Annotated in this window: 28 protein-coding genes; 9 read left to right on the forward strand and 19 right to left on the reverse strand. The window is 72.8% G+C overall.

The features are described from left to right. Positions 1-9: 9 nt before the first annotated feature. Both ABZ810_RS16070 and ABZ810_RS16075 read right to left on the reverse strand, forming a co-directional pair. Positions 10-705, reverse strand: a complete 696-nt coding sequence (locus tag ABZ810_RS16070; RefSeq protein WP_358403580.1) for an alpha/beta fold hydrolase — start codon at positions 703-705, stop codon at positions 10-12. Then, entirely contained in the window at positions 702-1,640 is a 939-nt protein-coding gene (locus ABZ810_RS16075; protein ID WP_358403582.1) for an LLM class flavin-dependent oxidoreductase, read from the reverse strand. The genes ABZ810_RS16070 and ABZ810_RS16075 overlap by 4 nt, the downstream gene beginning before the upstream one ends. 157 nt (positions 1,641-1,797) lie before the next feature. On the opposite strand from ABZ810_RS16075, the gene ABZ810_RS16080 reads away from it, so the two are divergent. Together ABZ810_RS16080 and ABZ810_RS16085 are read left to right on the forward strand one after the other, a co-directional pair. Continuing rightward, complete coding sequence (locus tag ABZ810_RS16080) at positions 1,798-2,367, forward strand: helix-turn-helix domain-containing protein (protein WP_358403583.1); 570 nt, start codon at positions 1,798-1,800, stop codon at positions 2,365-2,367. Continuing rightward, the gene (locus ABZ810_RS16085) at positions 2,364-3,245 is read left to right on the forward strand and encodes an SRPBCC family protein (protein ID WP_358403584.1); all 882 of its coding nucleotides are present in this window, start codon (positions 2,364-2,366) and stop codon (positions 3,243-3,245) included. The genes ABZ810_RS16080 and ABZ810_RS16085 overlap by 4 nt, the downstream gene beginning before the upstream one ends. Here the strand turns inward: ABZ810_RS16085 and ABZ810_RS16090 are convergent. Next, positions 3,227-3,547, reverse strand: coding sequence for a hypothetical protein (locus ABZ810_RS16090; protein WP_358403585.1), 321 nt, complete (start codon positions 3,545-3,547; stop codon positions 3,227-3,229). The two genes, ABZ810_RS16085 and ABZ810_RS16090, sit on opposite strands and share 19 nt — an antisense overlap. Next, complete coding sequence (locus tag ABZ810_RS16095; RefSeq protein ID WP_358403587.1) at positions 3,544-4,056, reverse strand: YbaK/EbsC family protein; 513 nt, start codon at positions 4,054-4,056, stop codon at positions 3,544-3,546. Before ABZ810_RS16095 ends, ABZ810_RS16090 begins: the two co-directional genes overlap by 4 nt. Before the next feature lie 85 nt (positions 4,057-4,141). Here ABZ810_RS16095 and ABZ810_RS16100 point away from each other — a divergent pair, with 85 nt between their 5' ends. Next, positions 4,142-4,924 (forward strand): thioesterase family protein, encoded by a 783-nt coding sequence (locus ABZ810_RS16100; protein ID WP_358403588.1) that lies wholly within the window; start codon positions 4,142-4,144, stop codon positions 4,922-4,924. Positions 4,925-5,128: 204 nt separating this feature from the next. Then, the gene (locus ABZ810_RS16105) at positions 5,129-5,665 is read left to right on the forward strand and encodes a hypothetical protein (RefSeq protein ID WP_358403590.1); all 537 of its coding nucleotides are present in this window, start codon (positions 5,129-5,131) and stop codon (positions 5,663-5,665) included. Between the two features lie 9 nt (positions 5,666-5,674). On the opposite strand, the gene ABZ810_RS16110 is transcribed toward ABZ810_RS16105, so the two are convergent. The 13 genes from ABZ810_RS16110 to ABZ810_RS16170 all read right to left on the reverse strand — a co-directional run bounded on the left by ABZ810_RS16110 (position 5,675) and on the right by ABZ810_RS16170 (position 18,672). Further along, positions 5,675-8,938 carry a PDZ domain-containing protein gene (locus ABZ810_RS16110; protein WP_358403591.1) on the reverse strand — a complete coding sequence of 1,088 codons (3,264 nt, stop codon included), beginning with the start codon at positions 8,936-8,938 and terminating at the stop codon, positions 5,675-5,677. A gap of 67 nt (positions 8,939-9,005) precedes the next feature. Beyond that, a complete protein-coding gene (locus tag ABZ810_RS16115) occupies positions 9,006-9,155 on the reverse strand; it encodes a hypothetical protein (protein WP_358403592.1) in 150 nt (49 codons plus the stop codon). A gap of 180 nt (positions 9,156-9,335) precedes the next feature. Next, positions 9,336-9,980, reverse strand: a complete 645-nt coding sequence (locus ABZ810_RS16120) for a response regulator transcription factor (protein WP_358403594.1) — start codon at positions 9,978-9,980, stop codon at positions 9,336-9,338. Next, positions 9,971-11,179: a histidine kinase gene (locus tag ABZ810_RS16125; RefSeq protein WP_358403595.1), complete on the reverse strand. Its 1,209-nt coding sequence runs from the start codon at positions 11,177-11,179 to the stop codon at positions 9,971-9,973. Before ABZ810_RS16125 ends, ABZ810_RS16120 begins: the two co-directional genes overlap by 10 nt. Further along, positions 11,163-11,900 carry a DedA family protein gene (locus ABZ810_RS16130; protein WP_358403597.1) on the reverse strand — a complete coding sequence of 246 codons (738 nt, stop codon included), beginning with the start codon at positions 11,898-11,900 and terminating at the stop codon, positions 11,163-11,165. The genes ABZ810_RS16125 and ABZ810_RS16130 overlap by 17 nt, the downstream gene beginning before the upstream one ends. A gap of 99 nt (positions 11,901-11,999) precedes the next feature. After that, positions 12,000-12,221, reverse strand: a complete 222-nt coding sequence (locus ABZ810_RS16135) for a hypothetical protein (protein ID WP_358403599.1) — start codon at positions 12,219-12,221, stop codon at positions 12,000-12,002. A gap of 84 nt (positions 12,222-12,305) precedes the next feature. After that, positions 12,306-13,562 (reverse strand): HAMP domain-containing sensor histidine kinase, encoded by a 1,257-nt coding sequence (locus ABZ810_RS16140; RefSeq protein WP_358403600.1) that lies wholly within the window; start codon positions 13,560-13,562, stop codon positions 12,306-12,308. Next, the gene (locus ABZ810_RS16145) at positions 13,559-14,314 is read right to left on the reverse strand and encodes a response regulator transcription factor (RefSeq protein WP_358403601.1); all 756 of its coding nucleotides are present in this window, start codon (positions 14,312-14,314) and stop codon (positions 13,559-13,561) included. Before ABZ810_RS16145 ends, ABZ810_RS16140 begins: the two co-directional genes overlap by 4 nt. A 41-nt stretch (positions 14,315-14,355) precedes the next feature. Beyond that, a complete protein-coding gene (locus ABZ810_RS16150; RefSeq protein ID WP_358403603.1) occupies positions 14,356-15,087 on the reverse strand; it encodes a trypsin-like peptidase domain-containing protein in 732 nt (243 codons plus the stop codon). Positions 15,088-15,282: 195 nt separating this feature from the next. Next, a complete protein-coding gene (locus ABZ810_RS16155) occupies positions 15,283-16,230 on the reverse strand; it encodes a VWA domain-containing protein (protein WP_358403605.1) in 948 nt (315 codons plus the stop codon). Beyond that, positions 16,227-17,273, reverse strand: a complete 1,047-nt coding sequence (locus tag ABZ810_RS16160; protein WP_358403606.1) for a DUF58 domain-containing protein — start codon at positions 17,271-17,273, stop codon at positions 16,227-16,229. Before ABZ810_RS16160 ends, ABZ810_RS16155 begins: the two co-directional genes overlap by 4 nt. Next, positions 17,270-18,397: a MoxR family ATPase gene (locus ABZ810_RS16165; protein WP_358403608.1), complete on the reverse strand. Its 1,128-nt coding sequence runs from the start codon at positions 18,395-18,397 to the stop codon at positions 17,270-17,272. Before ABZ810_RS16165 ends, ABZ810_RS16160 begins: the two co-directional genes overlap by 4 nt. Further along, entirely contained in the window at positions 18,394-18,672 is a 279-nt protein-coding gene (locus tag ABZ810_RS16170) for a hypothetical protein (protein ID WP_358403609.1), read from the reverse strand. Before ABZ810_RS16170 ends, ABZ810_RS16165 begins: the two co-directional genes overlap by 4 nt. Before the next feature lie 401 nt (positions 18,673-19,073). On the opposite strand from ABZ810_RS16170, the gene ABZ810_RS16175 reads away from it, so the two are divergent. Beyond that, on the forward strand, positions 19,074-19,628 hold the full coding sequence (locus ABZ810_RS16175) for a hypothetical protein (protein WP_358403610.1): 555 nt from the start codon (positions 19,074-19,076) through the stop codon (positions 19,626-19,628). A gap of 124 nt (positions 19,629-19,752) precedes the next feature. Then, positions 19,753-19,971: a DUF5999 family protein gene (locus tag ABZ810_RS16180; RefSeq protein WP_358403611.1), complete on the forward strand. Its 219-nt coding sequence runs from the start codon at positions 19,753-19,755 to the stop codon at positions 19,969-19,971. A 66-nt stretch (positions 19,972-20,037) separates the two neighbouring features. Here ABZ810_RS16180 and ABZ810_RS16185 read toward each other — a convergent pair whose 3' ends face one another. After that, positions 20,038-22,182, reverse strand: coding sequence for a molybdopterin-dependent oxidoreductase (locus ABZ810_RS16185; protein ID WP_358403612.1), 2,145 nt, complete (start codon positions 22,180-22,182; stop codon positions 20,038-20,040). A gap of 231 nt (positions 22,183-22,413) precedes the next feature. Here ABZ810_RS16185 and ABZ810_RS16190 point away from each other — a divergent pair, with 231 nt between their 5' ends. Both ABZ810_RS16190 and ABZ810_RS16195 read left to right on the forward strand, forming a co-directional pair. Continuing rightward, complete coding sequence (locus ABZ810_RS16190; protein WP_358403613.1) at positions 22,414-22,662, forward strand: hypothetical protein; 249 nt, start codon at positions 22,414-22,416, stop codon at positions 22,660-22,662. 94 nt (positions 22,663-22,756) lie between these two features. Then, positions 22,757-23,392, forward strand: coding sequence for a response regulator transcription factor (locus tag ABZ810_RS16195; RefSeq protein WP_358403614.1), 636 nt, complete (start codon positions 22,757-22,759; stop codon positions 23,390-23,392). On the opposite strand, the gene ABZ810_RS16200 is transcribed toward ABZ810_RS16195, so the two are convergent. Beyond that, positions 23,384-24,085 carry an SGNH/GDSL hydrolase family protein gene (locus tag ABZ810_RS16200; RefSeq protein ID WP_358403615.1) on the reverse strand — a complete coding sequence of 234 codons (702 nt, stop codon included), beginning with the start codon at positions 24,083-24,085 and terminating at the stop codon, positions 23,384-23,386. The two genes, ABZ810_RS16195 and ABZ810_RS16200, sit on opposite strands and share 9 nt — an antisense overlap. A 315-nt stretch (positions 24,086-24,400) precedes the next feature. On the opposite strand from ABZ810_RS16200, the gene ABZ810_RS16205 reads away from it, so the two are divergent. Then, positions 24,401-24,643, forward strand: coding sequence for a DUF6411 family protein (locus tag ABZ810_RS16205; RefSeq protein ID WP_358403616.1), 243 nt, complete (start codon positions 24,401-24,403; stop codon positions 24,641-24,643). The last annotated feature ends 132 nt before the right edge of the window (positions 24,644-24,775 follow it).

Genomic DNA, 24,775 nt, shown 5'->3' on the forward strand with positions numbered 1-24,775 from the left:
TTCTTCATTCTATTCTTCGGGCTTCTCGTTCCTGAAGGTCAGGAGCAGGGCGGCGAGCGCGTGCGGATCGGTGAGCATCACGTCGTGCGGGCCGTCCAGGCCGATCGGACGATAACCCACCGACGCCGCGATCCGCTCGAACGGGAACGTCTGCGGCCGGAGGAAGACGCCCGTCCCGGGGATCGTGTCCACCGCCCCGGTGAGGCGCGTGCGCTCGGTGAACGAGGCCAGCGGGTGCGATCGGAGCCGGGTCCCGAGCCACCGGGCGGTCACCTCGTCCTCGATCCCGAACAGGTCCGGCGCCGGTGGCGCGATCCGGCCATCGGGCCCCGCCATCGAGCGGATCACCGTCTCGAAGACGTCCGGCGCGAGGTCGAAGAGGTTCGCCCCGTCCGGCCCGGCCCAGCCGTCGACGAGCACGATGTGGCGGACCCGTTCGGGACGCCGGTCCGCGGCCTCCCGGACGACCAGGCCCGCGTAGCTGTGCCCGACCAGCACCACGTCGCGGGCCGGGTCGTCGCCGCCTGGTGACCCGGCCGGGCCGCCGGCCGCGTCGAGCACGCCGACGACCTCCTCGACGTGCGACCGCAGATCCGGACCGGCCTGGTCGGGCACGACGACCGTCGCGCCGCCGAGCAGCGGCACGACCAGGTCCCAGGCCCAGGCGCCGTGCCAGGCTCCGGGCACGAGAACGAAGGTGGTCATGCGAGCGCCCCTTCGCGCATCAGGGGCAGCACCCGTCCGGCCAGTTCTTCGAGGGCGGCGGCGTGGTCGTCGACGGCGAGCCGGACGACGATGTGGCCGGCGCCGGCCTCGACGTAGCGGCCGAGCCATTCGGCGGCGCCGGCCGGGGTCCCGGCGAACACGGCCTGGATCGACTCGATGAACTCCAGCGGCGCGCCGTAGTAGCGCTCGAGGCTCTCCCGCAGCCGCCGCCGGGCCCGTTCCGGATCGTCGTCCAGGCACAACGTCGCGTACAGGCCGCCGGTCACCCGCGCGGGCTCGGGGATCAGCGACCGCTCGCGCGCGTACATCCCGGGTTCGGGCGGGTAGGGCAGCCAGCCGTCGGCGATCCGGCCGACCCGGCGCAGGGCGGCCTCACCCGACCCGGCCAGCCAGATCGGCGGCCCGCCGGGCCGCGCAGGGGTCGGCGCCAGCGACACGCCGTCGAACGCGAAGTGCCGGCCCGCGTGCGAGACCCGCTCGCCGCTCCACAGCAGCCGCATCGCGGCGATCGACTCCTCCAGGCGGCTGATCCGGGTCGTGAAGCCGACGCCCAGCGCCGTGAACATCGCCTCGGTGGCCGGGATGGGGAAGCCGCCGCCCATGCCCGCGACCAGCCGTCCTTCGCAGATGCGGTCGAGCGTGGCCAGTTGCTGTGCGAGCGGGATCGGGTGGCGCAGCGCCGGGAGCAGCACGGCGGTGCCCAGCGTCACCCGTTCGGTCACCGCCGCGACCGCGCTGAGGAGCGTGAGCGGGTCCACGCGCTGCCGGGCCACCGGGCTGTCGCCCGCCCAGACCGAGTCGAGGCCGAGCTCCTCGGCACGCCGCGCCAGCCGGATCAGCGGCACCACCTCGTGGTCTCCGATCACGGCCAGATCTCTCGTCGGCAGCAGGTAGCCGATCCGCGGTCCCGTCATGTCGCCTCCAGGGGAACGAGTACAACGACTACCGGGATCTTAGGCATTGACTTCTTGTTTTTGAAGTGTCTGATCTGAAATCAGGTAATCGAATGCATCGGCGCGACGGCGGGAACCATTGACAAAATCTGTTTTTACATAAAAACTGATTTGTGCGATGAGAGACGTCCTGTACCTGGAGCGGATCGAGCAGGCCGAGACCCTGCTCAAACCGCAGCGCATCGAGGTCCTGAAGCAGCTCGCCGAGCCGCGTTCGTGCAAGGAGGTCGCACAGCGGCTCGGGCAGACGCAGCAGCGGGTCTACTACCACGTCCAGCGGCTGCTGGAGGCGGGCCTGGTCGGCCAGGTCTCCGAACGTAAGGTGCGCGGCGTGCACGAGGGCGTCTACCAGGCGAGCGCCCGCTCGTACTGGCTGTCCCCGCGGCTCGTCGGCCGCCTCGACGGCGGCCTGCGCCGGAAGCGGGACGAGATGAGCCTCGGCCACCTGCTCGACCTCATGGAGGAGGTGCAGTCCGACGTCGCCCGGCTCGACCGGGCCGCGCCGGAGCTGCCGTCGATCGGGGTGTCCGGCGAGATCCGCGTGCCGGCCGAGCGCCGCCAGGAGTTCCTGGACGACCTGCGCACCACGCTGCAGGACCTCTTCAGCCGATACGGCGGGGCCGAGGGCGACGCCTTCAAGCTCGCCGTGGCCTGCTACCCGAATCATTCCGAGGGAGAACGACGATGACCGCACCGATGACGCTGCGCGCCCGTGTCGCGGCGCCCGGCAAGGACGTGCGCGGCGCGCTCACCGAGCGCGGCCCGCTGGAGGTATGGCTGGCCGAACGGGCGGCGGTCGACCTGCCCGAGCGCTACGAGTTCTGGGGCCGCTACGTGCCCGAGGGCGACCGGCCGCGGCAGCGGCTGACCCACGTGGACGACACCTCGCTCGGCTTCGTCTGGACGCTGGACGGCGAGGACACCACGGTCGAGTTCGGCGTCCACGACCAGGGCGACGGGACGTCGCTGGTGTCGCTGACACAGACCAACCTGCCGAACGTGATGGAGTCGATCACGGGCACCGGCAGCCGGCATCTCATGAACACCTTCTGGTCGCTCTCCCTCGCCAACCTCGTCGACCACCTCGAGGGCCGCGAGATCACCACCCGGGTCGACTTCACCTCGCCCGACCTGCGCGAGGAGCTCATCATCGACGCCTCGCGGCACGAGGTGTTCGAGTCGCTCGTCGACTCGACCAGGTTCCGGCGCTGGTTCGGGGCGAACGTCGAGATCGAGCGGCACGTCGGCGGCCGCTTCGCCATGGGCGGCTTCGAGGAGGACCTCGACCCCGCCCGTTTCCTGGAGCTGGAGCCCGACCGCAAGGCCAGCCTGAAGTGGCCGGACGGCACGGTCGCCGCCTGGGAGCTGGAGGACTCCGACGGCGGGACGCGCCTGACGTTCGTGCAGAGCGGCTTCGGCGACCCCGACTACGGGTCGTGGCTGGGCTGGATGTCGGGGTTCGCGGAGCTGCGCCGGTTCCACGAGCTGAAGGACTGGCGGCCGATCTGGGTCGAGATCTCCATCGAGGGCATGCCGGAGGGCATGCTCTACACCGAAGGCCAGTGAGCCGGGTTCGCTCGCCCGCGTGAACCAGGGCCGGTCGTCCGGCGGCAGCGCCACCAGCGCCACCAGCGCCACCAGCGCCACTCGCCCGCCGCGATCCGTTCCAGCAGATCGTCCGCCTTCATGAACGTCTCCCAGACCGGCTCCGCGGCCACGGCCGCGAGCCGGTCGACCACCTTCCGCTCCAGGGCCTCGACGCGCCTGCCCTTCCACACCTTGTCGGCCAGCGTCACCAGCAGATCGTCGAGCCCGTCGTGCTCGTCCCACGCCGCATGCGTCCGGGCGAACCGCGCCAGGGCCGTCACCGCGTCAGCGCGATGACCTCGGCCCCCGGCAGGGCCGCGAGGCTCTTGCCCGGCACGAGCAGCTTCGACCGCCGCAGCCCGCTGCCGATCACCACGTCGCCCGCCGCCGCGACGGCCTCGTCCACCAGGACGGGCCAGCCGGCGGGCAGCCCGACCGGCGTGATGCCGCCGTACTCCATGCCGGTCAGGGACGTCGCCTCGTCCATCGGCGCGAACGACACCTTGCGCGCCCCCAGGTGCTTGCGCACCACGCCGTTGACGTCGGCGCGGTCCGTCGCCAGCACCATGCACGCCGCGTAGGTGACCTCCCCGCCCCGCTTGGCCGCCACCACGACGCAGTTGGCGCTGATCTCCAGCGGCACCTCGTACCGTTCGCAGAACGCGGCCGTGTCGGCCAGCTCCGGATCGATCGCGGCGACCCGCACCCCGTCCGTCACGGCCGCCGCCACCGGCGCCGCGAGCAGCTCGCGCCCCTGCTCCGCCGGGACCCATTCCAGCTTGCCGACCATCGTTCTCCTCTCCTCGGCCTCCCACCCTGCCACGTGGAACGAAAACCGTTCGCCCTCGGCGTGCCGGGGGCCTATCTTTCGTCGGGTGGGAGATCTCGCGAGCGACACCGCCGTCTCCGGCGACAACGGCCACTACACGGCGAAGTTGTCCTCCGACTGGTCCGCCTGGGGTCCCGTGGGCGGCTACGTCGCCGCGGTCCTGTGCCGTGCCGCGCTCGCGCACGGCACGTTCTCCCGCGTCGCTTCGGTGACCTGCCATTTCCTCGCCGTGGCCGCCTTCGCTCCGGTCGACCTCGACGTCGTGACGCTCCGCCGCACCAGGCGCGCCGAGTCGATCCGCGTCACGATGACCCAGGACGGCCGGACGATCGCCGAGGCCCTCTGCTGGCTGGCGGACGGCGACCTGCCCGGCCTCGCCCACGACACCGCCCGGCTCGCCCGCATGCCCGCGCGCTCCGGCCTTCTCCCGCTCTCGGAGGTCTGGGGCGACGGGGAGGAGATCGCGCCGATCTGGCACAACATCGAGGCGAGACCGGTGATCGAGGAGACGCCGGGCCACGCGTACGCGAGCGGCTGGTACCGGTTCCGCGCTCCCGCCGACGAGACCGCCCGTGAACTCGTCCTCCTCGACGTCCTGCCGTCCTCGGCCGCGTGGAACGCGCACGGCCCCGGCAACGGCTTCTTGACCCCCAACCTCGACCTGGCCGTCCAGTTCCACCGCGCGGCGCCCGCCGGCGGATGGCTCTACGCCGAGGCCCACGCCGACGTGGCCGAGGACGGCCTCATCGGCTTCCGCTCCCGCGTCTGGACGGAAGACCGCCGCCTCCTCGCCTCAGGATCCGGCCAGCTCCTCTGCCGCCCCGAATGAAGCGGTGCGCACCCGGCCCGCGCCTCTGACGTCCCGGCTTGGAGGCTGGTGCCGTTGAACCAGTCGCCGGGCGCGTCGTGCGCGGTGGCGGCCTCGTGGCAGAGGTCCGGCGGCCGGCCCGTGGAGTCGAGCGGCTTGACCGGTGGCGGTCCCCTGCGCCGATCCCCAGATCCGGGGGCGACGAAGGATCTAGGCTCGTCGGCCATGCCCCGGAAACGTCGGTTCGTCCTCACCGGCGCCGCGCTGGTGCCGGTCCTGCTCCTGGTCGTGGCCCGCCTGTTCGGCCGGCTCGACGTCGGCGGCGGGGATCGCCGGTTCACGGGATTCCTGCGCGCCCCCTCGGACGGGAGCCTCGGCACCGGATCCCGGCGCTGGGCCGACTACAGCACCGGTGGGCCCTACTGGGGCGAGTCCCTGCTCGTGATCGCGGTCGTGGCGGTCGTGGCCGGGGCGGCGGTCTACCTCGGCTGCGGCGGGTTGCGCGCTCGCGGCGGCGGTCTCTCGATGTTCGTGCTGGGCTGGGGTGCGACGGCGCTGGGGCTCACGGCGGGCGAGGCGCTGCTGCGCGAGACGCTCTTCGGCGGCGACCGCGGCTGGTTCGCCTACGCCCCGCTGTCGGGTGACGCGGGCGCCGGCCTCGGGGCGTCCACGTCGTACGTCTCCGGTGCCGCGCTGGGGTGGGTCGTCGGTCTGGTCGTGCTCGCGGTCTACCTGCGTACACGGCCGCCGGAGAACGCCTGAGCCGCGGGGCTAGTCGAGGCCGGGCGGGGTGGGGCGGGGCGGGAGGTCGGGGATCTCCACGCCCGGGCGTGCCTGCGGGTTCGCGGTGTGCGGGGGGTGCTGGTCGAGCTGGTCGAGGGCGACCTCGACGGCCTTGCGCAGCTGGGTGTCGAGCCCGGCGGCGTAGTCCTGCGGCGTGATGTCGACCTCGATGTCGGGGTCGGTGCCGTAGTTCTCCACCCGCCAGCCGACGTCGTCGAAGGCGAAGGAGTACTCCGGCTGGGTGGTGACGGTGCCGTCGGCGAGCTTGTGGCGCGGCCAGATGCCGACGACGCCGCCCCAGGTGCGGCGGCCGACCAGCGGGCCGAGCCCGCGCAGCTTGAACGCGTGGCAGAAGATGTCGCCGTCCGAGCCCGCGAGCTCGTTGGTGAGCGCGACGATGGGGCCGCGCGGTGACTCGTCCGGGTAGGGCGTCGGCACGCCCCAGCGCGGGTAGTCGTAGCCGATGCGCTTGCGGGAGAGCTTCTCCAGCAGCAGCGCCGAGACGTGGCCGCCGCCGTTGAAGCGCACGTCCACGATCAGGGCCTCGCGGTCGAACTCGGTCAGGAAGCCCCGGTGGAACTCGGCGTAGCCCTCCGGCCCCATGTCGGGGATGTGCAGGTAGCCGACCCGCCCGTCGGTCGTGCCGTGCACGAACGTCCGGTTGCGCGTCACCCAGTCGCGGTAGCGGGCGGGCAGCTCGTCGCCGAGCGCCTTCACGGTGACGGTGCGCAGGTCGGTGCCGCGCAGGACGGTCAGCTGAACCTCCTGGTCGGCCTGGTTGACCAGGCGCTGGCCGGGCAGGGCGCCGGGGCCGACCGGCTGGCCGTTGATGGCGACGACCACGTCGCCGGGCCGCACGTCGACGCCCGGCCGGGTGAGCGGTGAGGTCGCGCGCGGGTCCCACTCGTCGCCCTCGGCGATGTGCGCGATCCGGTAGAGCCCGTCCTCCACCGCCCAGTCGACGGCGAGCTTGCCCTGCCAGTAGTGCGGGCGGTCGCGGTATTCGCCGCCGCTCTCGTACGCGTGGGACGTGCCGAGCTCGCCGAGCAGCTCCCACAGGAGGTCGGAGAACTCGCCGCGGGTGGCGACGCGGTCGACCAGCGGCAGGTAGCGCGCGTAGACGCCGTCCCAGTCGAGGCCGGACATGTCCTCGGCCCAGAACTGCTCCTTCTGCAGCCGCCACGCCTCGCGGAACATCTGCCGCCACTCGGCCTCGGGCCGCACCGACACCTTGACGCGGCCGAGGTCGATCCAGCCGTTCTCGCGGCTCGTCTCGCGTTCGTCGGACGGCTCCTCGCCCGCCTCGACGAGCCGCAGCCGGTCGCCCGACCGGTAGAGCAGGGTCCTGCCGTCGCGGCCGAGCACGAAGTCGGTGACCTCGGAGACCAGTTCGACGGCCTCCTGCTTGGCGAAGTCGTAGCAGTGCAGGGTGCCGGTCTCGGCCTCGGCGTGCGGGTCGTCGAGGGCGCCCTCGACCGGGAACGTCGTGTAGACGACCTTGCCCTTGAGCCCGGCGATGCGGTCGTAGCGCGCCTCCGGGAGCGGGAACGCCACCACCCGGCGCGCCAGTCCGCCGGTGTCGATGACGAGGGGCCCGGCCTGCTCGCCGGCCTCGTCGTCCTTCTTGTCCCCCTTGTCCCCGGAATCCTTGTCCCCGGAATCCTTGTCCCCGGAATCCTTGCCGCCGGACTCCTTATCGTCGCCTTTGTGCTCGCCGTCGTCCGGCTTGACGACCGGACGCGGCTCGGGGACGAACGGGGAGCCGACGTCGGCGCGCAGCGCGATCGCGTACGGGCGCGTGCCCAGCGGGAAGCCGAGGTCGAAGTTGAGCGAGTCGTAGACCGGGTTGAAGACCCGCTCGCCGATGAAGTAGAGGTAGCGGCCCTCGGGGTCGAACGCGGGGCGGCGGTCGCGCAGCACCGGGCGGGTGGCGGCGAACGTGTCCCCGGTCTCGGCCCGGCACACCTTGATGCCGGTGGTCTGCGCGGTCTCCGGGCAGGCGTACGCCAGCCAGGTGCCGTCGGCGGACCAGGCCAGGTCGGTGACCGCGCCGTAGGGGCTGGCCTCGATCGGCGTCACGACCGGCTCGTCGCCGCCCGGGGGCAGCGTGATGAGCAGCAGTTCGTTGCGGTGGTTGGTGACCGCGATCCGGTCGGCGTCGCCCGGCGACACCTGCAGCTCCAGGATCCGGCCGGTGTCGGCGCCGTCCAGCCGGACGGGCGCGGGCGTGCCGTCGGCGGACAGCACCACCAGCACCTCGCGGTCGGCGTCGTCGCTGGCCGCGGCGACCAGGCGGCGCTGGTCGTTGAGCCAGGTGAGCAGCCGGTAGCGCACGCCGTCCAGCTCGCCGTGCTGCCGGACCGGGCCCTCCCAGCCCGCGAACGAGAACGCCTTGCCCCGGGTGGTGATCGCCAGGCCGGAGCCGTCGGGGCTCGGCGTCGCGCTGTCGAGGAAGTCGGCGGCGTCGGCGAACCGCCGGTTGAGCTGGCTGCGCGAGCTGGCCAGCCGCACGTCGAGGCGTTGCGGCGACTCCTCGTCCGGGTCGAGCAGATAGAGGTCGGCGCGGCAGTGGTAGACCAGCCGCCGACCGTCGCCGGACAGGTTGCGCGCGTAGTAGTCGGCGTGGTCGGTGTGGCGGCGCAGGCCGGTGCCGCCGGGCGTGCAGGAGTAGACGTTGCCGACGCCCTCGTGGTCGGACAGGAAGTAGATGCGCTCGCCGATCCAGCACGGCGAGGCCAGGTTGCCCGGCAGCGCGATGAGCCGCCGGAACTCGCCCGTCCCGGCGGCGTCGACCCACAGGTCGCCGGCCGTGCCGCCGCGGTAACGCTTCCAGCGCGCCGGGTCGGCGGTGTTGCGGCCCAGCACCACTCCCCCGCCGGGACCGTAGGAGATGGTGTTGGCGGGGCCGTACGGCAGGCGTTCGGGCGGGCCGTCGGGATGGATGCGGTGCAGCCACCGCACCCCGTGGAACGGCTGCCCCTCGTCGCTGGCGTAGATGATGCCGCCGGACGGGTCCCAGCCGCTGACGGCGCACGAGACGCCGTGGAACGTGAGGCGCCGCCCGGTGCCGCCGGACGCGGGCATCACGTAGACCTCGGCGGGCCCCTCCTCCCGCCCGACGAACGCGAGCTGGGAGCCGTCGGGGGACAACCGCGGAGAGGACGACGCGGCGACGCCCGCGGTGAGCCGGAACGCACGTCCGCCCACCGCGGGCACCATCCACAGGTCGTCCTCGCTGACGAAGACGATCACGTCATGGAAGATCGCTGGAAATCGCAGATACCCGGGCACGATCCTCCATCACGGTCCGGTGGAACGGTCATTCGCCGGCCGGGCGCTGCTCCGTCTGAGGCTGCTCGGCGGTCGGCCGCGGCTGGCTCGCCGAACGCTTCTGCTGCTTGGCCTCGCGGCTGGCCCTGATGGCCTGCTTCTTGGCCTTGCCCGACTTGGCGGCCTTGTTCTGGCCCATGATTCGTTCCCCCTTGTAGGTGTGCGCCCCGTAACCGGCGCATCACTCAGGGTAATACCCCAAATCACCCAGGTCTCACGTGTGAATTTCCGGCGATCTGCCCGCCCGGGTCACTCTAGCCACGACGCCCGACAACGCGGGGGCACCCGCTCGCGGCCGTCGTTCAACGAGCCGGCACGGCTAGGAGCCGAGGTAGCGGAGCACGGCGAGCACCCGGCGGCTGTAGCCGGTCGTGTGCGACAGGTCGAGCTTGTCGAAGATGGCGTTGACGTGCTTCTCCACGGCGCTCTGCGAGACGTGCAGGTGCGCGGCGATGGAGGCGTTGGTGTGGCCCTGCGCCATGTGGTCGAGCACGTCCCGCTCGCGCGGCGTGAGGCGGCTGAGCGGGTCGGCCTTGGAGCTGCGCACCACCAGCTGCCGCACGACCTCCGGGTCGAACGCCGCGCCGCCCTCCCCCACCCGGTCGAGGGCGTCCAGGAACTCGTCCACCTGGGCCACCCGGTCCTTGAGCAGGTAGCCGACCCCGGTGGTGTCGGCGGTGATCAGCTCGGTGGCGTAGCGCTTCTCGACGTACTGCGAGAGCACCAGCACGCCCACCGCCGGCCACCGCCGCCGGATCTCCAGCGCGGCGCGCAGCCCCTCGTCGGTGTGCGTCGGCGGCATCCGCACGTCGACGACGACCACGTCCGGCGGCGCGGCCTCGACCGCGGCCAGCAGCGCGTCGGCGTCGCCCACCGCCGCCACGACCTCGTGTCCCTCCTCGGCCAGGAGCCGGACCAGCCCCTCGCGCAGCAGCGTGGAGTCTTCGGCGAGCATCACCCGCATGGCAGCTCCGCACTGATCACGGTCGGCCCGCCGGACGGGCTCTCCACGGCGAAGTCGCCGTCCAGCGCGGCCACGCGGCGCGCCAGCCCGGCCAGCCCGCCGCCCGCGGGGTCGGCGCCCCCGGTCCCGTCGTCCTCGATGCGCACGTGGATCATCTTCTCGTCCCCCGAGATGCGGACGGCCACGCGGGCCGCGGCCGAGTGCTTGTTGGCGTTGGTGACGGCCTCGCACACCACGAAGTAGGCCGCGGTCTCCACCGCGTGCGGCGGGCGCCCGGCCACCTCGTAGTCGATCGTCACCGGCACCGGAGACCGTTCGGCGACCGTCTCCAGCGCCGTCCGCAGGCCCTCCCCGTCCAGGGCGGCCGGGTAGACCCGCCACGCGACCTCGCGGAGGTCTTCCAGGGCCCGCTGGGACTCCTCGTGCGCCTGCCGCAGCAGCTCCTGCGCCCGTTCACCGTCCCCGGCGCGGCGGGCCCGCCCGATCAGCATGCCCAGCGCGACCAGCCGCTGCTGGACGCCGTCGTGCAGGTCGCGCTCGATGCGGCGGCGCTCGTCGTCCACGGCGTCGACGACCTCGGCCCGGCTGACCGACAGCTGCGCGATCCGCCGCTCGTACGCCTCCAGCGGGCTCGGCCCCAGGCAGCGCCGCGCCACCTTGCGTTCCAGCGCGACCACCCCCACCAGACCCTGGATGCCGAGGAACAGCAGGACGAGCCCGAGAACGACGATGTAGGTCACGATCCACGGCTCGGGCTCGATGCCGTCGGCGTAGTCGCCGGTCACCCACCAGCCCAGGGCGAGCGACACCGCGGCGGCCGCGCCGTAGGCGATCAGGATGAGGATGATGCCGCCGAGCACGCCGACCGGGGCCCGCAGGACCAGGTAGGCCAGCGCCCGCACCGGCCCGTGCTGGGCGGGCTCGTCGTACCCGTAGAAGATCGAGAGCCGGCGCCGTTCGAGCGTCGTCAGCCTGACCGCCCCGTCTGCGAGGACGGTCGGCACGGTGCGCTGCCCGCGGGAGAACGCCAGCGCGTACGCCATGACGGGCGCGGCCAGCGCGAGCAAGACCAGCTCCGCGCCGGCGCTCGCGGCGCCCAGCACCAGCCCGGCGGCCGCCCGGACCAGGCGCGCGAGGAAGCCGCGGCGCCGTGTCTGCGGTGCCGCGGCCGTGTCGCCGATGTCAGCCGATCCGGTCACGTTCGTAGTTTCGCGAGGGCTGGAAGTCACTGGAGTAGTGGACCTGGAAGGCCACCGGTTCCTCGGCGGGACCGCCCCGCCGTGCCTTCACGATACGTACCGCCACGAAGGCCGCCACCGCCAGTGCCGCCACACCGAGCACGCCCTTGGAGTAGACGCCCACGTACTCCTCGACCGTGCGCCAGTTGTCACCCAGGCCGTAGCCCGCCAGCACGAAGACCGTGTTCCAGATGGCCGAGCCCGCCGTGGTGAGCAGCGCGAACGTCGTCAGCGACATGCGCTCGACGCCCGCCGGCACCGAGATCAGGCTGCGGAAGATCGGGATCATGCGGCCGAAGAACACCGCCTTCGCGCCGTGCTTGAGGAACCACGCCTCGGTCTTGTCCAGGTCCTGCAGCTTCACCAGCGGCAGCTTGGCCACCAGCGCCCGGATGCGGTCGCGGCCCACCGCCGCGCCGATCCCGTACAACGCCATCGCCCCGACGACCGAGCCGATCGTCGTCCAGATCAGCGCCGCGATCAGGTTCATGTCGCCCTGCGCCGCGGTGAACCCGGCCAGCGGCAGGATCACCTCGCTGGGCAGGGGCGGGAAGAGGTTCTCCAGGGCGATCGCCAGCCCGGCGCCGGGCGCCCCCAGCTTCTCCATCAGGTCGGTGGCCCACCCCGCGATGCCCCCGATCGGCTCGGCCTGCGTGGCCGTCGTCCGCAACGTCTCGATCATGCTTCAACGTTAGAAATCAGGGCCTCCGGCCACCATGGAGAGCACCGCCGACCTCTCCGGCCGTATGCCGCAGCCCCGACCCTGTGGTTTTCCGCAGGGTCAGGCGGTGACGGCCTGGGCGAGGTGCGCGGCCCGCTCGTTCTCGTCCTCGAACGCGATCACCTTGACGTTACCGTCGCTGTGCCGTGGCACGATCACGAGATAGGGCACGCCGGCCCGCTCGGCCAGGTAGGTGGTCTCCCGCTCGCCGCGCTCGCACGACCGCGCGCCGGGGAACGCCGCGAGCACGCCGGGGTCGTACGGGAAGGTCTGCTCGTCCATGCGGGCCCTCCGTGGGGTGGCGGGATCACCGCCCATCCCCCCACGCCCGCGTGTCGCCCCCGTGACACCCGGTTGAAGACCCGATCAAGGATCCCCCAACGGATCGCTCTCCGGGGGGAGGGCGCCGGGGGCGGCCGGGACGGGGCCGGGGCCGGGGAGCCAGAGGACGAAGGTGCTGCCGACGCCGGGTTCGGAGAAGACCCTGACCTGGCCGCCGTGCGACTCGACGATCTGGCGGACGATGGCCAGGCCGAGGCCGGTGCGGCGGTCGGCCGAGCTCGACCTGCGGGTCTCCGGGCCGCGCCAGAAGCGGTCGAAGACGCGGATCTGGTCGTCCTCGTCCAGGCCGGGGCCGGCGTCCTTGACGGCGAGCCACTGCCAGCCGTCGAGCCGGTCGGCGGCCAGCAGGATGTCGCTGCGGGCGGGCGCGAGCCGGACCGCGTTGGACAGCAGGTTGCCGACGGCGCGGCGGAGGGCGTCGGGGTCGCCGACGGTGGTGAGACCGGGCCGCAGGCGGCGCTCGATGGTCAGCTCGCGGGCGCCGGCGAGCGAGTCGAACTCCTCGGCCGCCTCGCGCGCCACGACGGCCAGGTCGACGTCGCCGTCGTGCAGGGCGGGCGCCGACCGGCGCGCGGTGGCGAGCAGGTCCTCCACCAGGCGGGTCATGCGGGTGGTGGCGCGGTCGACGACCTGGACGGCGCGCCGCCGGTCGGTGTCGTCGGCGTCCGGCTCGGTGAGCACGGTGTCGAGGTTGGCCCTGATGATCGCCAGCGGGCTGCGTAGCTCGTGCGAGGCGTCGTCGATCAGCTGCCGCTGGGCGCGGAACGCCTCGTCCAGCCGGTCGAGCATGGAGTCGATCGTGTCGCCCAGGCGGCGCAGCTCGTCCTTGGGCCCGGCCAGCTCGATGCGCCGGGACAGGTCGGTGGCCTGGATCTCCTCGGCGGCGCGGGCGATCGCGCGCACCGGCTTGAGCGCGCGGCCCGACAGGATCCAGCCGATCGCCAGGCTCGCGCAGAACAGCCCGCCGAGCATGGGGGCGGAGTAGCGGGTCAGGGTCCGCTGGATCTCGTAGTTGACGGCGTTCTCCACCTCCTCGACCTCGGCCACCGGGATCGTGCCGAGGTAGGTCTTGGTGCCGTCCTCGTTGTAGACGTAGTTCTTGGCGTACCTGGTGGTGATCGGCCGGGCGTCGCCGCGTTCGGTCACCAGGAAGAAGACCGCGCCCAGGACGATGGCGGCGAGCGCGAACAGCAGGGTGGAGTAGAGCACGGTCAGCCGGAAGCGGATCGTGTGCATGAACGCCGGCAGGCGGCCCCGGATCTTCTTGACGAGGGCGTTCACGACACGGGCTCCGTCCCCGGCCCCGCGCCCTGCTCGGTGCCCTGCCCCGCGGCGGCCTGGGCGGTGTCGTCCTGGAGCCGGTAGCCGTGCCGGACGACGGTCTCGATCAGCGGCTCCTCGTCGTCGACCGCCAGCTTGCGGCGCAGCGTGCCGACGGTCACCCGGACGGTGTTGGTGAACGGGTCGGCGTTCTCGTCCCAGACGTGTTCGAGCAGGTCCTCCGAGGAGACGACGTCGCCGGGGCGGCTCATCAGGTAGCGCAGCACCGCGAACTCCTTGGGGGTCAGCTGCAGCCGCCGGTCGCCGCGGTACGCCTCGTACCGGCCGGTGTCCATGCGCAGCTCGCCGACCCGCCAGACGGCCGAGCCCGCGGTGCTCTCGCGGCGCAGCAGCGCGCGGACGCGGGCCAGCAGCTCGGGGAACGCGAACGGCTTGACCAGGTAGTCGTCGGCGCCCTCGTCCAGGCCGCGCACCCGGTCGCCGAGCCGGTCGCGGGCGGTCAGCATGAGGATCCGCAGGCCGGACCCGCTCTCCCCGTCCAGCTCACCGGCGCGGACCGCGCGGCACAGGTCGAAGCCGTCGCCGTCCGGCAGGTTGAGGTCCAGGATCATCAGGTCGTACGAGGAGGCGTAGAGCTTCTCGGACGCCTGGGCGATGCCGGTCGCGGTGTCGACCGCGTAGTCGGCGCGGACCAGCCCGTACCGGAGCGCCTCGACGAGGTCCTCCTCGTCCTCCACCACGAGCACTCTCATCCCGCGACGCTACCTTTCTCCCGAGATGTTCTGGCAGGGGGTCAGCGGATGATCCGCTGGGCGCCGTCGACCGCGCGGTCGACGGGGATCGCGAAGCCGATGCCGATCGACCCGCCGCCACCGCCGCGGCTCAGCGTGGCGATCGCGGTGTTGACGCCGACCACCTCGCCGCGCGCGTTGACCAGCGGGCCGCCGGAGTTGCCCGGGTTGATCGAGGCGTCGGTCTGCAGCGCGGTCTGCCGCCCGCCGTCGCCCAGGCGCACCTCGCGGCTGAGCGCGCTGACGATGCCCGACGTCACGGTGCCCGCCAGCCCGAGCGGCGAGCCGAGCGCCAGGACGGGGTCGCCGACCCGGACGTCGGCGGACCGGCCGAACGCCAGCGGCGGCGGGCTGTCGGACGCGTCGATCGACAGGACGGCCAGGTCGTTGGTCCGGTCGGTGCCGAGGACCCGGGCGGTGATCCGCCGCCGGTCGGCCAGGACGACGGTGACCGTCTCCCCGCCCGTGACGACGTGCGCGTTGGTCAGGATGTGGCCGCCGCGGTCGATGACGAAGCCCGAGCCGGTGCCCGCCCCGCCGCCGGACCGCACCTCGATCGACACCACGCTCGGCTGGACGCGGGAGGCGACGTCGCTGAGGTCGCCCGCCCCGTTCACCGGGCCCGCGGTGGACTGCCGCAGGGGCGGGGCGGACCGCTCGCCCGCGGCGAGCCATCCCCCGGCGGCCCCCGCCGCTCCACCGGTCAGCGCGGCCGCCAGGATGGCCGCGACCATGATCCGGGATGCCCCCCGCGCCGGTGCCGCCCACGGGGCAGGCGACACAGGCGCCGGAGGAGCGGCGGGAGGCCAGACCGGAGGTGGTGGCGGGGGCTCGAAGTCGGGTCCGCGCGGTTCTCCGAGTCCGAACCGTCCGTCGGACGAGCCGGCTCGTTGGTCCAGGTGCATAGGGGGACTCCTTACGAATGTTCCCTACGGGAGGCGGGAGAACCACATCAATGACGTTCCGGCCACCGCGCAGGCGAGAATGAGCCCGGCCGCGACGAACCAGGCCCACACCTCGCGCCGCTCGGTGCGGTAGCCGATGCTGCTGCCGATGTCCTGGTAGACCTCGCGCAACTCCGATCCGGTGGCGGCCTCGTAGAAGCGCCCGCCGGTCTCCTGGGCCAGCGACTCCAGCGCGGGCCCGTCGACCGGAACCCGGACCGGCATGCCGCGCTGGTAGATCACGCCCTCCGCGGTGCCGTACGCGATCGTCGAGACCGGCACCCGGGCGGCCGTGGCGCGGCGGGCCGCCTCGGCCGGGCTGCGGCCGGCGGTGTTGGTGCCGTCGGACAGCAGGACGACGCGCCCCGGTGGCGCCGCCTCGCCGAACTGGGCGCCGAACGCGGAGATCGCCTCCAGCGAGGCGATGACGCCCTCGCCGATGGCGGTGCGCGGGCCGAGCGCCAGCCGGTCCACGCCGGCGCGCAGCGCGGGCCGGTCGGTGGTCGGCGGCACGGTCACGGTCGCGGTGCCCGAGAACGCCACGAGGCCGACGTTGAACCGTGCGGGCAGCCCGTCCACGAACGAGCGGGCCGCACGCTTGGCCGCCGTCAGCCGGTCCGGCTCGACGTCGGTCGCCTCCATCGAGGAGGAGACGTCGACCGCCACCATGATCGTCGCCTGCTCGCGCGGCACCCGCACGTCCGCCGCCGGGCGGGCGAAGCCGGTCACGAAGAGCCCGATCATGAGCAGGAACGCGGCGGCGGGCAGGTGGCGCCGCCAGCCCGGCCGGACCGGGGCGACCTTCTCCAGCAGCTCCAGGTTGGTGAAGCGGACCGCGTACCGGCTCCGCCGCAGCTGCATGACCACGTACACCGCGAGCAGCAGGAGCAGCGCGATCAGGAACAGCAGGCGGTACGGGGCGAGGAAGCTCATGCCACGCCTCCGCCGGGTGTCGAGCCCGATGGCGGCGTGCCGGGCGGATTGCCGGGGGACGCGCCGGGCGGGCTGCCGGGGGGCGTGCCGGACGGGCTGCCGGGGGACGCGCCGGGAGGTGGGGGCGCCGCCGTGGCCAGGCGGCGCTGGGTGACCACGTGCTGGACGATGTCGTGGATCCAGTCGCCGTCGGTGCGCAGCCGCAGGTGGGCGGCGCCGGCGCGGCGCAGCCCGGCCGAGATCGCCGCACGCTGCTCCGCGGCGGCGACCGCGTACCGTTCGCGCAGGCGGCGGCTGGCGGTCGGGATCTCGCGGCGGCGGCCCGTCTCGGGGTCGACCACCGTGAGCAGCCCGACGTCCGGCAGCGACAGCTCGCGCGGGTCCACGACCTCGACGGCCAGCACCTGGTGCCGGCCGGCCAGCAGGCGCAGCGGCCGTTCCCACGACTCGACGGTCTCCAGGAAGTCGGAGACCACCACGGCCAGGCCGCGGCGCCGCGACGTCGTCCGCAGCAGGAGGTCGGCGCCCGCGCCGAGCGAGGGCGCGCCGGTCCCGCCGGGCAGGGCGCGCGGCACCGCCAGCAGGGACCGCAGCAGGCCGAGCAGGTGCGACCGCCCGCTGCGCGCGGGTATGTGCCTCAGCCCGCCGCCGTGCAGGACCTGGGCGCCGATGCGGTTGCCGGTGCGTTCGGTGAGGAACGCGACCGCCGCCACCGCGTACACCGCCAGGTCGCGCTTCTCGACGCGGCCGGTGCCGAAGTCCATGCTCGCGGTCGCGTCGGCGAGGACCCAGGTCTCCAGCTCGCGGTCGGCGATGCGGTCGCGGACGTGCGGCACGGTGGTGCGGGCGGTGAGGTTCCAGTCCATCGTCCGGACGTCGTCGCCGGGCCGGTACTCGCGGCCGTCCGCCACCTCGGTGCCCGGCCCCGGCAGCAGGCCGAGGTGATCGCCCTGGAGGAGCCCGTCCAGCCGGCGCGTGATGATCAGCTCCAGCCGCCGGAGCGCCTGCTCGGGGGCGAGTTCGCGCAGGTCGAGGTCGGTCACGCGGCCGCCCCTCCGGCGGAGTCCGGCACTCCGTCGCCGCCGCCCTTGCCGAGCCCGCCGCCCTGGCCGAGCCCGTTGCCCTGGCCGAGCCCGTTGCCCTGGCCGTTGCCGAGCCCGGCGCCGGCGGCGGTGTCCACGTCGTCGCGCGGCGCGATGCGCGGCAGCGGCAGCCCGTCCACGATCTTGCCGACGATCGCCCGCGGCGGGATCCCGTCGGCGAGCGCGTCGAACGAGAGCACAAGCCGGTGCGCCATGACGTCGGCGGCCAGGTCGCGCACGTCCGCGGGCAGCACGTACTCGCGCCCGCGCAGCAGTGCCAGCGCGCGGCCGGCGGCGACCAGGCCGAGCGTCGCTCGCGGCCCCGCGCCGTAGGAGATGAGCCGGGCGGCCTCGGGCACGCCGTACGCGAGCGGGTCGCGGGTCGCGGCGGTCAGCCGTACCGCGTACCGCGCCACCTCGTCGTGCACGAAGACCCCGTCGGCGGCGCGCCGGAGCCGCGCCACCCCCTCGGGGTCCAGGATCCGCGCGGGCGTGGGCGGATGGACGCTCATCCGGTAGAGGATCGACAGTTCCTCGGCCTCGGTCGGGTACCCGACGTCGATCTTCATCAGGAACCGGTCGCGCTGCGCCTCGGGCAGCTGGTAGACGCCCTCGGACTCGATGGGGTTCTGGGTGGCCAGGACCAGGAACGGCGACGGCACCGGGAACGTGCGCCCGCCGATGCTGACCTGCCGTTCCCCCATGACCTCCAGCAGCGCCGACTGGACCTTGGCGGGCGCGCGGTTGATCTCGTCGGCGAGCACGATGTTGGCCATCACCGGGCCGAGCTCGATGTCGAACCGCTCGGTGGAGGGCCGGTAGATCCGGGTGCCCATGATGTCCGACGGGACCAGGTCGGGGGTGAACTGCAACCGGGCGAACGTGCCGCCGAGCACGGTCGCCAGCGTCTCCGCGCCCAGCGTCTTGGCGACGCCCGGCACGCCCTCCAGCAGGCAGTGGCCCCCGGCCAGGACCGCGACGAGCATGCGCTCGACCATGCGGTCCTGGCCGACGATCACGCGCTTCACCTCGAAGAGGGCACGTTCGGCGACGGCGCCCTCTTCGGTGGCGGGCGGCAGGGTCATCGTGCGTCCGCCGCCTGCCCGCCGGCACCGTCACGTTCGGGACAGTCGTGCTCGTCGGCGCCGGTGGTCCCCGTGGTGCCGGCCGTTCCGGTGGTTCCGGCGCCGCCGGAGCCCGGGGCCGGGTCGCTGATGACCAGCTCGCTCCGGCCGCCGCCAGGATCGGCAAGGGCCGTGCCGCCGGCGGCCAGCCCGGCCGCCCCGGCGAGGCCCGCCACCGCGATCGCGATCTTCGTACGTGCGCTGAGCGCCATGCTCATGCCCTCCGTCGTCGTCACGTGCCGTCCCGGCCGTCCGGGGCGACAGTCACGATCACAACAAGCGGCACCGAAAGCAGACTTAAGGACACCCTGCCGGACGGTTCGCGCCGGCGGCCGCATGGACGGAGGGTGGCGCGGAGCATGTCCCGCGTGCGCGCGGGGGGTTTCAGCGGAGGGTGAAATCCCTGGCCGACTCAGGCCGCCTGGAACGATCTACAGACGTGCCGATTCCGCAGGCGGCACGCCGGATGGCGACGGGGACGCCGGGTTTCGGTCCCCTCCGCGTGCACGTGCATCTGCGAGATTCTTTTCTGATCGACTTTTCCGTTAGGAGCCTTTCCTGTAGTTTCTCAGCGTTTTGTGAAGTGAATTCATGATCGCTCCTCCCCCCGTTTCGAGATCATGAAAGGACCCACACGATGCCCACGGCTACGGGCTTCCTGGCCGCCGTGCTCCTCGGCCTGCTGGCGCTTCTCGCGCTGCCGGCCGTGGTGCGGCGCGGCTCCGGCGGCTCCCCCCGGAACCCGCGGGCCGAAGCGGACACGATCAGCCCCGCCACCGTGTCCACCGGCGCCGAACACCCCGAGTCGCTCACCGCCGTGCTGGAGCCCGGCGACGAGGAGTACCTCGCCTGGCTCGCCGACCATCACTGGCCCGGAGACGAGTACCTCGACCTGGAGCTGGAGTGGCTCAACGAGCTCGGCGGCCTCGAGTCGCCGGATCTCACCGCGGCACCGCCCTGCCCGCGCTGCGAGCGGCGCCGCGAGGACGTGTGGCCGTGCCCGCAGTGCGGCCGGCTGCTGCACTCCTCGTGCGGGCACGGGATGCGCCGCCGCCGGGTGGAGCAGCCCTACCGCACCCACGGCACCAACTCCGAGGCCGTCATCGCCGAATGGGTGTGCACCGGATGCACGACGGTGGTGGGCCTGGACGTCGATCGGGGCGACGAGGCGGACGACGACCTGCTGCGCTGATCGTGCGCTGAGGACCGTTTCGGCAAGCAAGGAAAGGTAAAGAATTCGTCGATCCCTTGCATATTTCGGGTGACCGGATGCAAGCTGCGGTATGTCCTAAATCACAGGACACCAGGAGGTATCCGTGACCACCCCAGACAGGACGACGACCTGCGGCCACCAGCCGCCGTGCCCCACGCCCGACGGGCTCAACCGCGAGGCCGCGCGCATCGTGGCGAGCCATCCAGAACAGGGCTGGAGCCTCCTCTGCAACGGGATCGTGGTCTTCGAGGACACCGGCGAGCTGCTGCCCGACGGCCGCGTCGTCGCCCCGCACCGCCCCACCACCCCGACCGCCGCCTGACGGCACGCCGAGGCGCCCGGAGCACGCCGCTCGAACGGCCCGGACCGGCCGGGCGCCGCCGGGAGATCAGACAGGGGCGATCTTCACGGGCACGCCGTTGAGGTGCGCCATCCCGGCCAGCGGCTCCAGATCGTCCGGATCGGGCGAGGCGAGCAGGTTGACGTTCACGCCCCCGGCCGCGTTGGCGACCCGCCAGCCGCCCCGGTGGCCCCATCCGTGCGGCACCGCGACCGTTCCCGGCGTCATCTCGTCGGTGACGTTCACCGGCAGGACGACCGAGCCGTGCGGCGAGGAGACGCGGCACGGCTCCCCGTCCTGGAGACCGAACTCCGCCGCGTCCTTGGGATGGACGCGCGCCATGTGCTCGCGCTTGCCCCGCATGAGCGCCGGGGCGTTGTGCATCCACGAGTTGTGCGACCGCAGCTCGCGCATCCCGATCAGGCGCAGCGGGTAGCCGGCGGGCGGCTCCTGCGCTCCGGCCAGCCGTTCGACCTCGGCGACGATCTCCGGCGGCGCCAGGCGCACCTTCTTGCCCTTGGTCCGCAGCCGGCGCCGCAACGTCCCGGTCCGCTGGTGGTCGCGCAGCACGATGCCGTGCGGCGCGTTCCGCAGCTTGCGCAGGCTGAGCCCGCCGCGCCGCAGCCCGTACCAGTCGCCGTACGGGCCGGTGCGCAGCAGCGCGTCCACCATCCGGCGCGGCGACGGCCGCACGCCCAGCCGGTACGCCAGCCGCTGCGCCGGCATCGAGCCGATCGGCAGCCGCATCCGGCGCGCGAGGGCGTCGATGATCTCCCACTCCTGCCGGGCCTCGCCGCGCGGCGGCACGACGGCCTCGGTCCACGTGACGTACGGCGTGAGGTGGTTCTGCAGGAACGGCAGCGGGAAGTCCTCACGTTCGAGGAACGTCGTGGCGGGCAGCACGTAGTCGGCCTTGCGCCCGGTGTCGGACACGTACAGGTCGATGCTGACCAGCACGTCCAGGTCGTCCAGCGCCTTCTCCAGCGCGGCGCTTCCGGGCACCGAGTTGAGCGGGTTGCCCGCCGAGACGATCAGCGCCCGCATCTGCCCGCGCCCCGGCGTGGTGATCTCCTCGGCCATGACGCCGGCCGGGAAGGTGCCGAGCACGTCCGGGTAGCCGCCCACCCGCGACCTGGTCCTGCCGTACGTGCCGAGCCCGGACAGCCGCACGATCTCCTCCACCCGGATCGGCGCGGCCCCGAAGATCGCGCCGCCCGGCCGGTCGAGGTTGCCGGTGACGAACGTGACCACGTCGATGAGGAACGCCGTCAGCGTGCCGTACCGGCCCAGGCAGGTGCCCGTCCGCCCGTACACCACGGCCCGTTCGGCCGCCGCGAGGTCGCGTGCGAGGGCCCGCACCGTCTCGGCCGGAACCCCGCTGCGCACCTCGGTGTCCTCGGGCGCGAACCCGCCCGCCAGCTCGCGCAGCCTGTCCGCGCCGTCACCGCCCCGCAGCGCGCCGCGGTCCTCCAGGCCCTCCGCGAAGATGACGTTCAGCAGGGAGAGCAGCAGCCAGGCGTCGCCGTCGGGGCTGACCGGCAGATGCTCGAACGCCTTGGCCGTCTCGGTCCGGCGCGGGTCGACGACCAGCACCCGCCCGCCCCGGGACACGATCGCGGCCAGGTCGTCCCGGATGCGCGGCGCGGTGACGAGGCTGCCGTGCGACACCAGCGGGTTCGCGCCGAGCATGACCAGCAGGTCGGTCCGCTTGAGATCGGGGATCGGCACCAGCAGCGGCGACCCGTACAGCAGCGCGCTCGCCGCGAACCGGTTGTTGACGTCCTGCGACCCGGCCGAGTAGAAGTGCGGCGACTTCAGCGCCGCCATGAACCCGCTCGACCAGAGCGGGTGGCTGTAGGAGAACGTGGCCGGGTTGCCGAAGTACCAGCCGATCGCCTCTCCCCCGTGATCCCTGCGCACGCGGTCGAGCCGCTCGGCGATCTCGGTGAGCGCCACGTCCCAGCTCACCTGCTCGAACTCCCCGTCCGGCTTCCGGCGCAGCGGGTGCAGCACCCGGTCCGGATCGTTCTGGATCTCGGTCATCGCGATGCCCTTGGGGCACGCGAAGCCCGTGGAGAGCGGATGTTCACGGTCCGGCCTGATCTGGAGCAGCACGCCGTCCTCGACGGTCGCCGCCAGCCCGCAGAGCGGCTCACAGATACGGCAGTAAGTGATCGCTTGCGTCGACGCCATGGCTCGATTGTGCCCCATGTGACTCTCGGCCGACCGTCGATGGCCCTGCGTGCGCACCGCCCCGGGTCAGGACTCCGCGCCGTTCGCCATCACCGGCCCCGGGTCCGGTAAACATCCCCGGGTGTGCCGCATGTCGCACGCGTGCCCCATAGATCCCTCTAGTAGCGTTCAGCTAGTTTGCCCCTTACGCAAGGTCCTTATCGAAATCGCTCGCGGGAAGGACGGCACGGCGTGATCACAGCACTCGTCCTCATCATGTTCGCCGCCCTGTTCGTCATGAGCCTGCGGCGGCTGCTCCGGCCCGCCGCGGCGCCCCCCGCCGACGGCGCCTACCCCGAGTCGATGACGGCGGAGCTCGACCCCGGCGACGAGGAGTACCTCGCCTGGCTGGCCGACCACCTCTGGCCGGAGGACGAGTACCTCGACCCCCACCACCACGCCGACGACGAAGAAGGCCCAGGCACCAGCATCCACGCCTGACCCCCACACCCCCGCATTCGCGACACACCCCGAGGGCTTGCCGGTTCGCAAATCCTACTATACAAGTAGAGATAGTTGGATTTTGGAGGCGAGTATGCTCCTGCTGAGCGATCACGCGCGGACGGCGGAGGAGGTGCTCCCCGCCCTGCGCCTGCTGCCGTACGACGTTCACGTGCGCCGTGCCGAGGCAGGCGCCGAGACGTCCGGCGTCGTCATCGTCGACGCGCGCAAGGACCTGCACGCGGCGCGCGCCCTCTGCCAGGAACTGCGCGACACCCAGGCGCTCATCGCCGTGTTCACCGACGGCGGGCTGGTCACCGTCGACCCCGGCTGGGGGGTGGACGACATCCTCCTGGACACCTCACCGCCCGCCGAGGTCGCCGCGCGGCTGCGCTGGGCGGGGCGCCGGCGGCCACCCGGCACCACCCCCGAGCCCTGCGGCCTGTCGTTCGACGACACGGCCCGGACGGTACGGATGGACGGGCGGGCCGTCACCCTGACGTTCGCCGAGTACCAGATCCTCAGCCGCCTCGCCGCGCGGCCGGGCCAGGTCTACACGCACCGGCAGCTGCTCGCCGCCTACGGCAGCCATCATCCCGACAGCGTGCGCAGCGTCTACACCCATGTACGGCGGCTGCGCGCCAAGCTCGGCCCGGCGCTGATCCACACCACGCACGGCATCGGCTACCGGCTCGACCCCGAGCAGCAGGGCGTCACCCGGTCAGCGTGAGTCGGCGGAGCCCGCGAACCCGGTCATCGCGGGCAGGTAGCCGAGCCGGTGCCCGCGCGCGGTCGGGTGGTAGGAGTCGCCCAGCGGGTAGCCGACCGAACGCAGCCACCCGTCGCCCGAGCACAGCTCGTGCCCGGCGAACTCGTCGCGCACGTCGGAGAAGGCGAACCCCGCCCGCGACGCCGCGGCGGCGATGGTCGTGACCAGGGAGTCCGCACCGCGGTTGAGCGCCGTGCGCTTGGGCTTGGACAACCCCGGGCAACCGGCGGCGGAGGTGTAGAGCCGCGGGTATCCGAGCACGACGACGCGGGCGCGGGGCGCCTTGCCCCTGATGGCCCGGTAGAGCGCGTCGAGCCGGTCGGGCAGGGTGGTCGTCATGTAGTCCTCGGCCTTCGCGACGGCCCTCTTGCACCGGTCGGCCGTGCGCAGCACGCACGCCTGCATCACTTCACCGAAGCCCGCGTCGTTGCCGCCCGCCGTCACCGTGACCAGTGTCGTCGCCGCGCCCAGCGCACCGAGCTGCCCGTTGAGCACCCCGGTCGTGCGCGCTCCCGAGCAGGCGACGAACCTGAACGACGCGACCGTCCGCTTGCCCGCCCACAACCGCGGATAGGCGTTGGCGCTCCGGCGGCACTCCCCCGGCTCGTAGGCGCCCGCTCCGGTCCCGGACGAGTACGAGTCGCCGAGTGCCACATAGTGAATTTCCGCCGCGGCCGCATTCTCGGCACAAGCCACCGAACCGGACATGAAAACCAGTGCCACGACGGCGGCCGAACAGAACCGAAGAACGCGCATGGCCACTCCGCGGGAGAAACGTCGAATGGATTCGACGGCCTTATACCCGCACCCCGTACGCGGGAAGCCACCGAAATCAACGACCCGCCATCTGATCACATATAAAAGACATCTCGCCCACGTTTATCGGCTTTGTCATCCACTGGGCGGTTTGACCGACCCCTTCCCGGGGAGGCAAGGGGTTCGAACACCCCCGATGAAACGAGGTATCTCATGGTCGTGGCCGCGATCATTGGTGTATGTGTCCTGCTCCTCCTGCTGGGCTTCCTGGTGCCGAGGCTTTCGCACGGCCCGCAGCGAGGGACCAATCGCGCCCTGGGCACTGGCGGCAGAACCGCGGGCAAGGCCCCCGGCGCCCTCGGCCGCTGGCTCGCCAAGCCCTTCCACAAGTCCAACCGAATGGCCAACCGCAGCGCCCATGAGGGCCGCCGCAACCGAGGCAAGATGCCCTTCTGACCACGCCGCCTTCGCGGGGTCCGCGCCCGGGATACGCCGGGCACGGACCCCGCGAAGGCGTTCATGCGCGACCACATCCGATCTCCGGCAAGAGCCGTTCTCCGGCCCGTAAAGATCAAGCTGCCTCCCGTC

This window comes from Spirillospora sp. NPDC047279, assembly GCF_040643285.1.
Classification (GTDB): Bacteria; Actinomycetota; Actinomycetes; order Streptosporangiales; family Streptosporangiaceae; genus Spirillospora.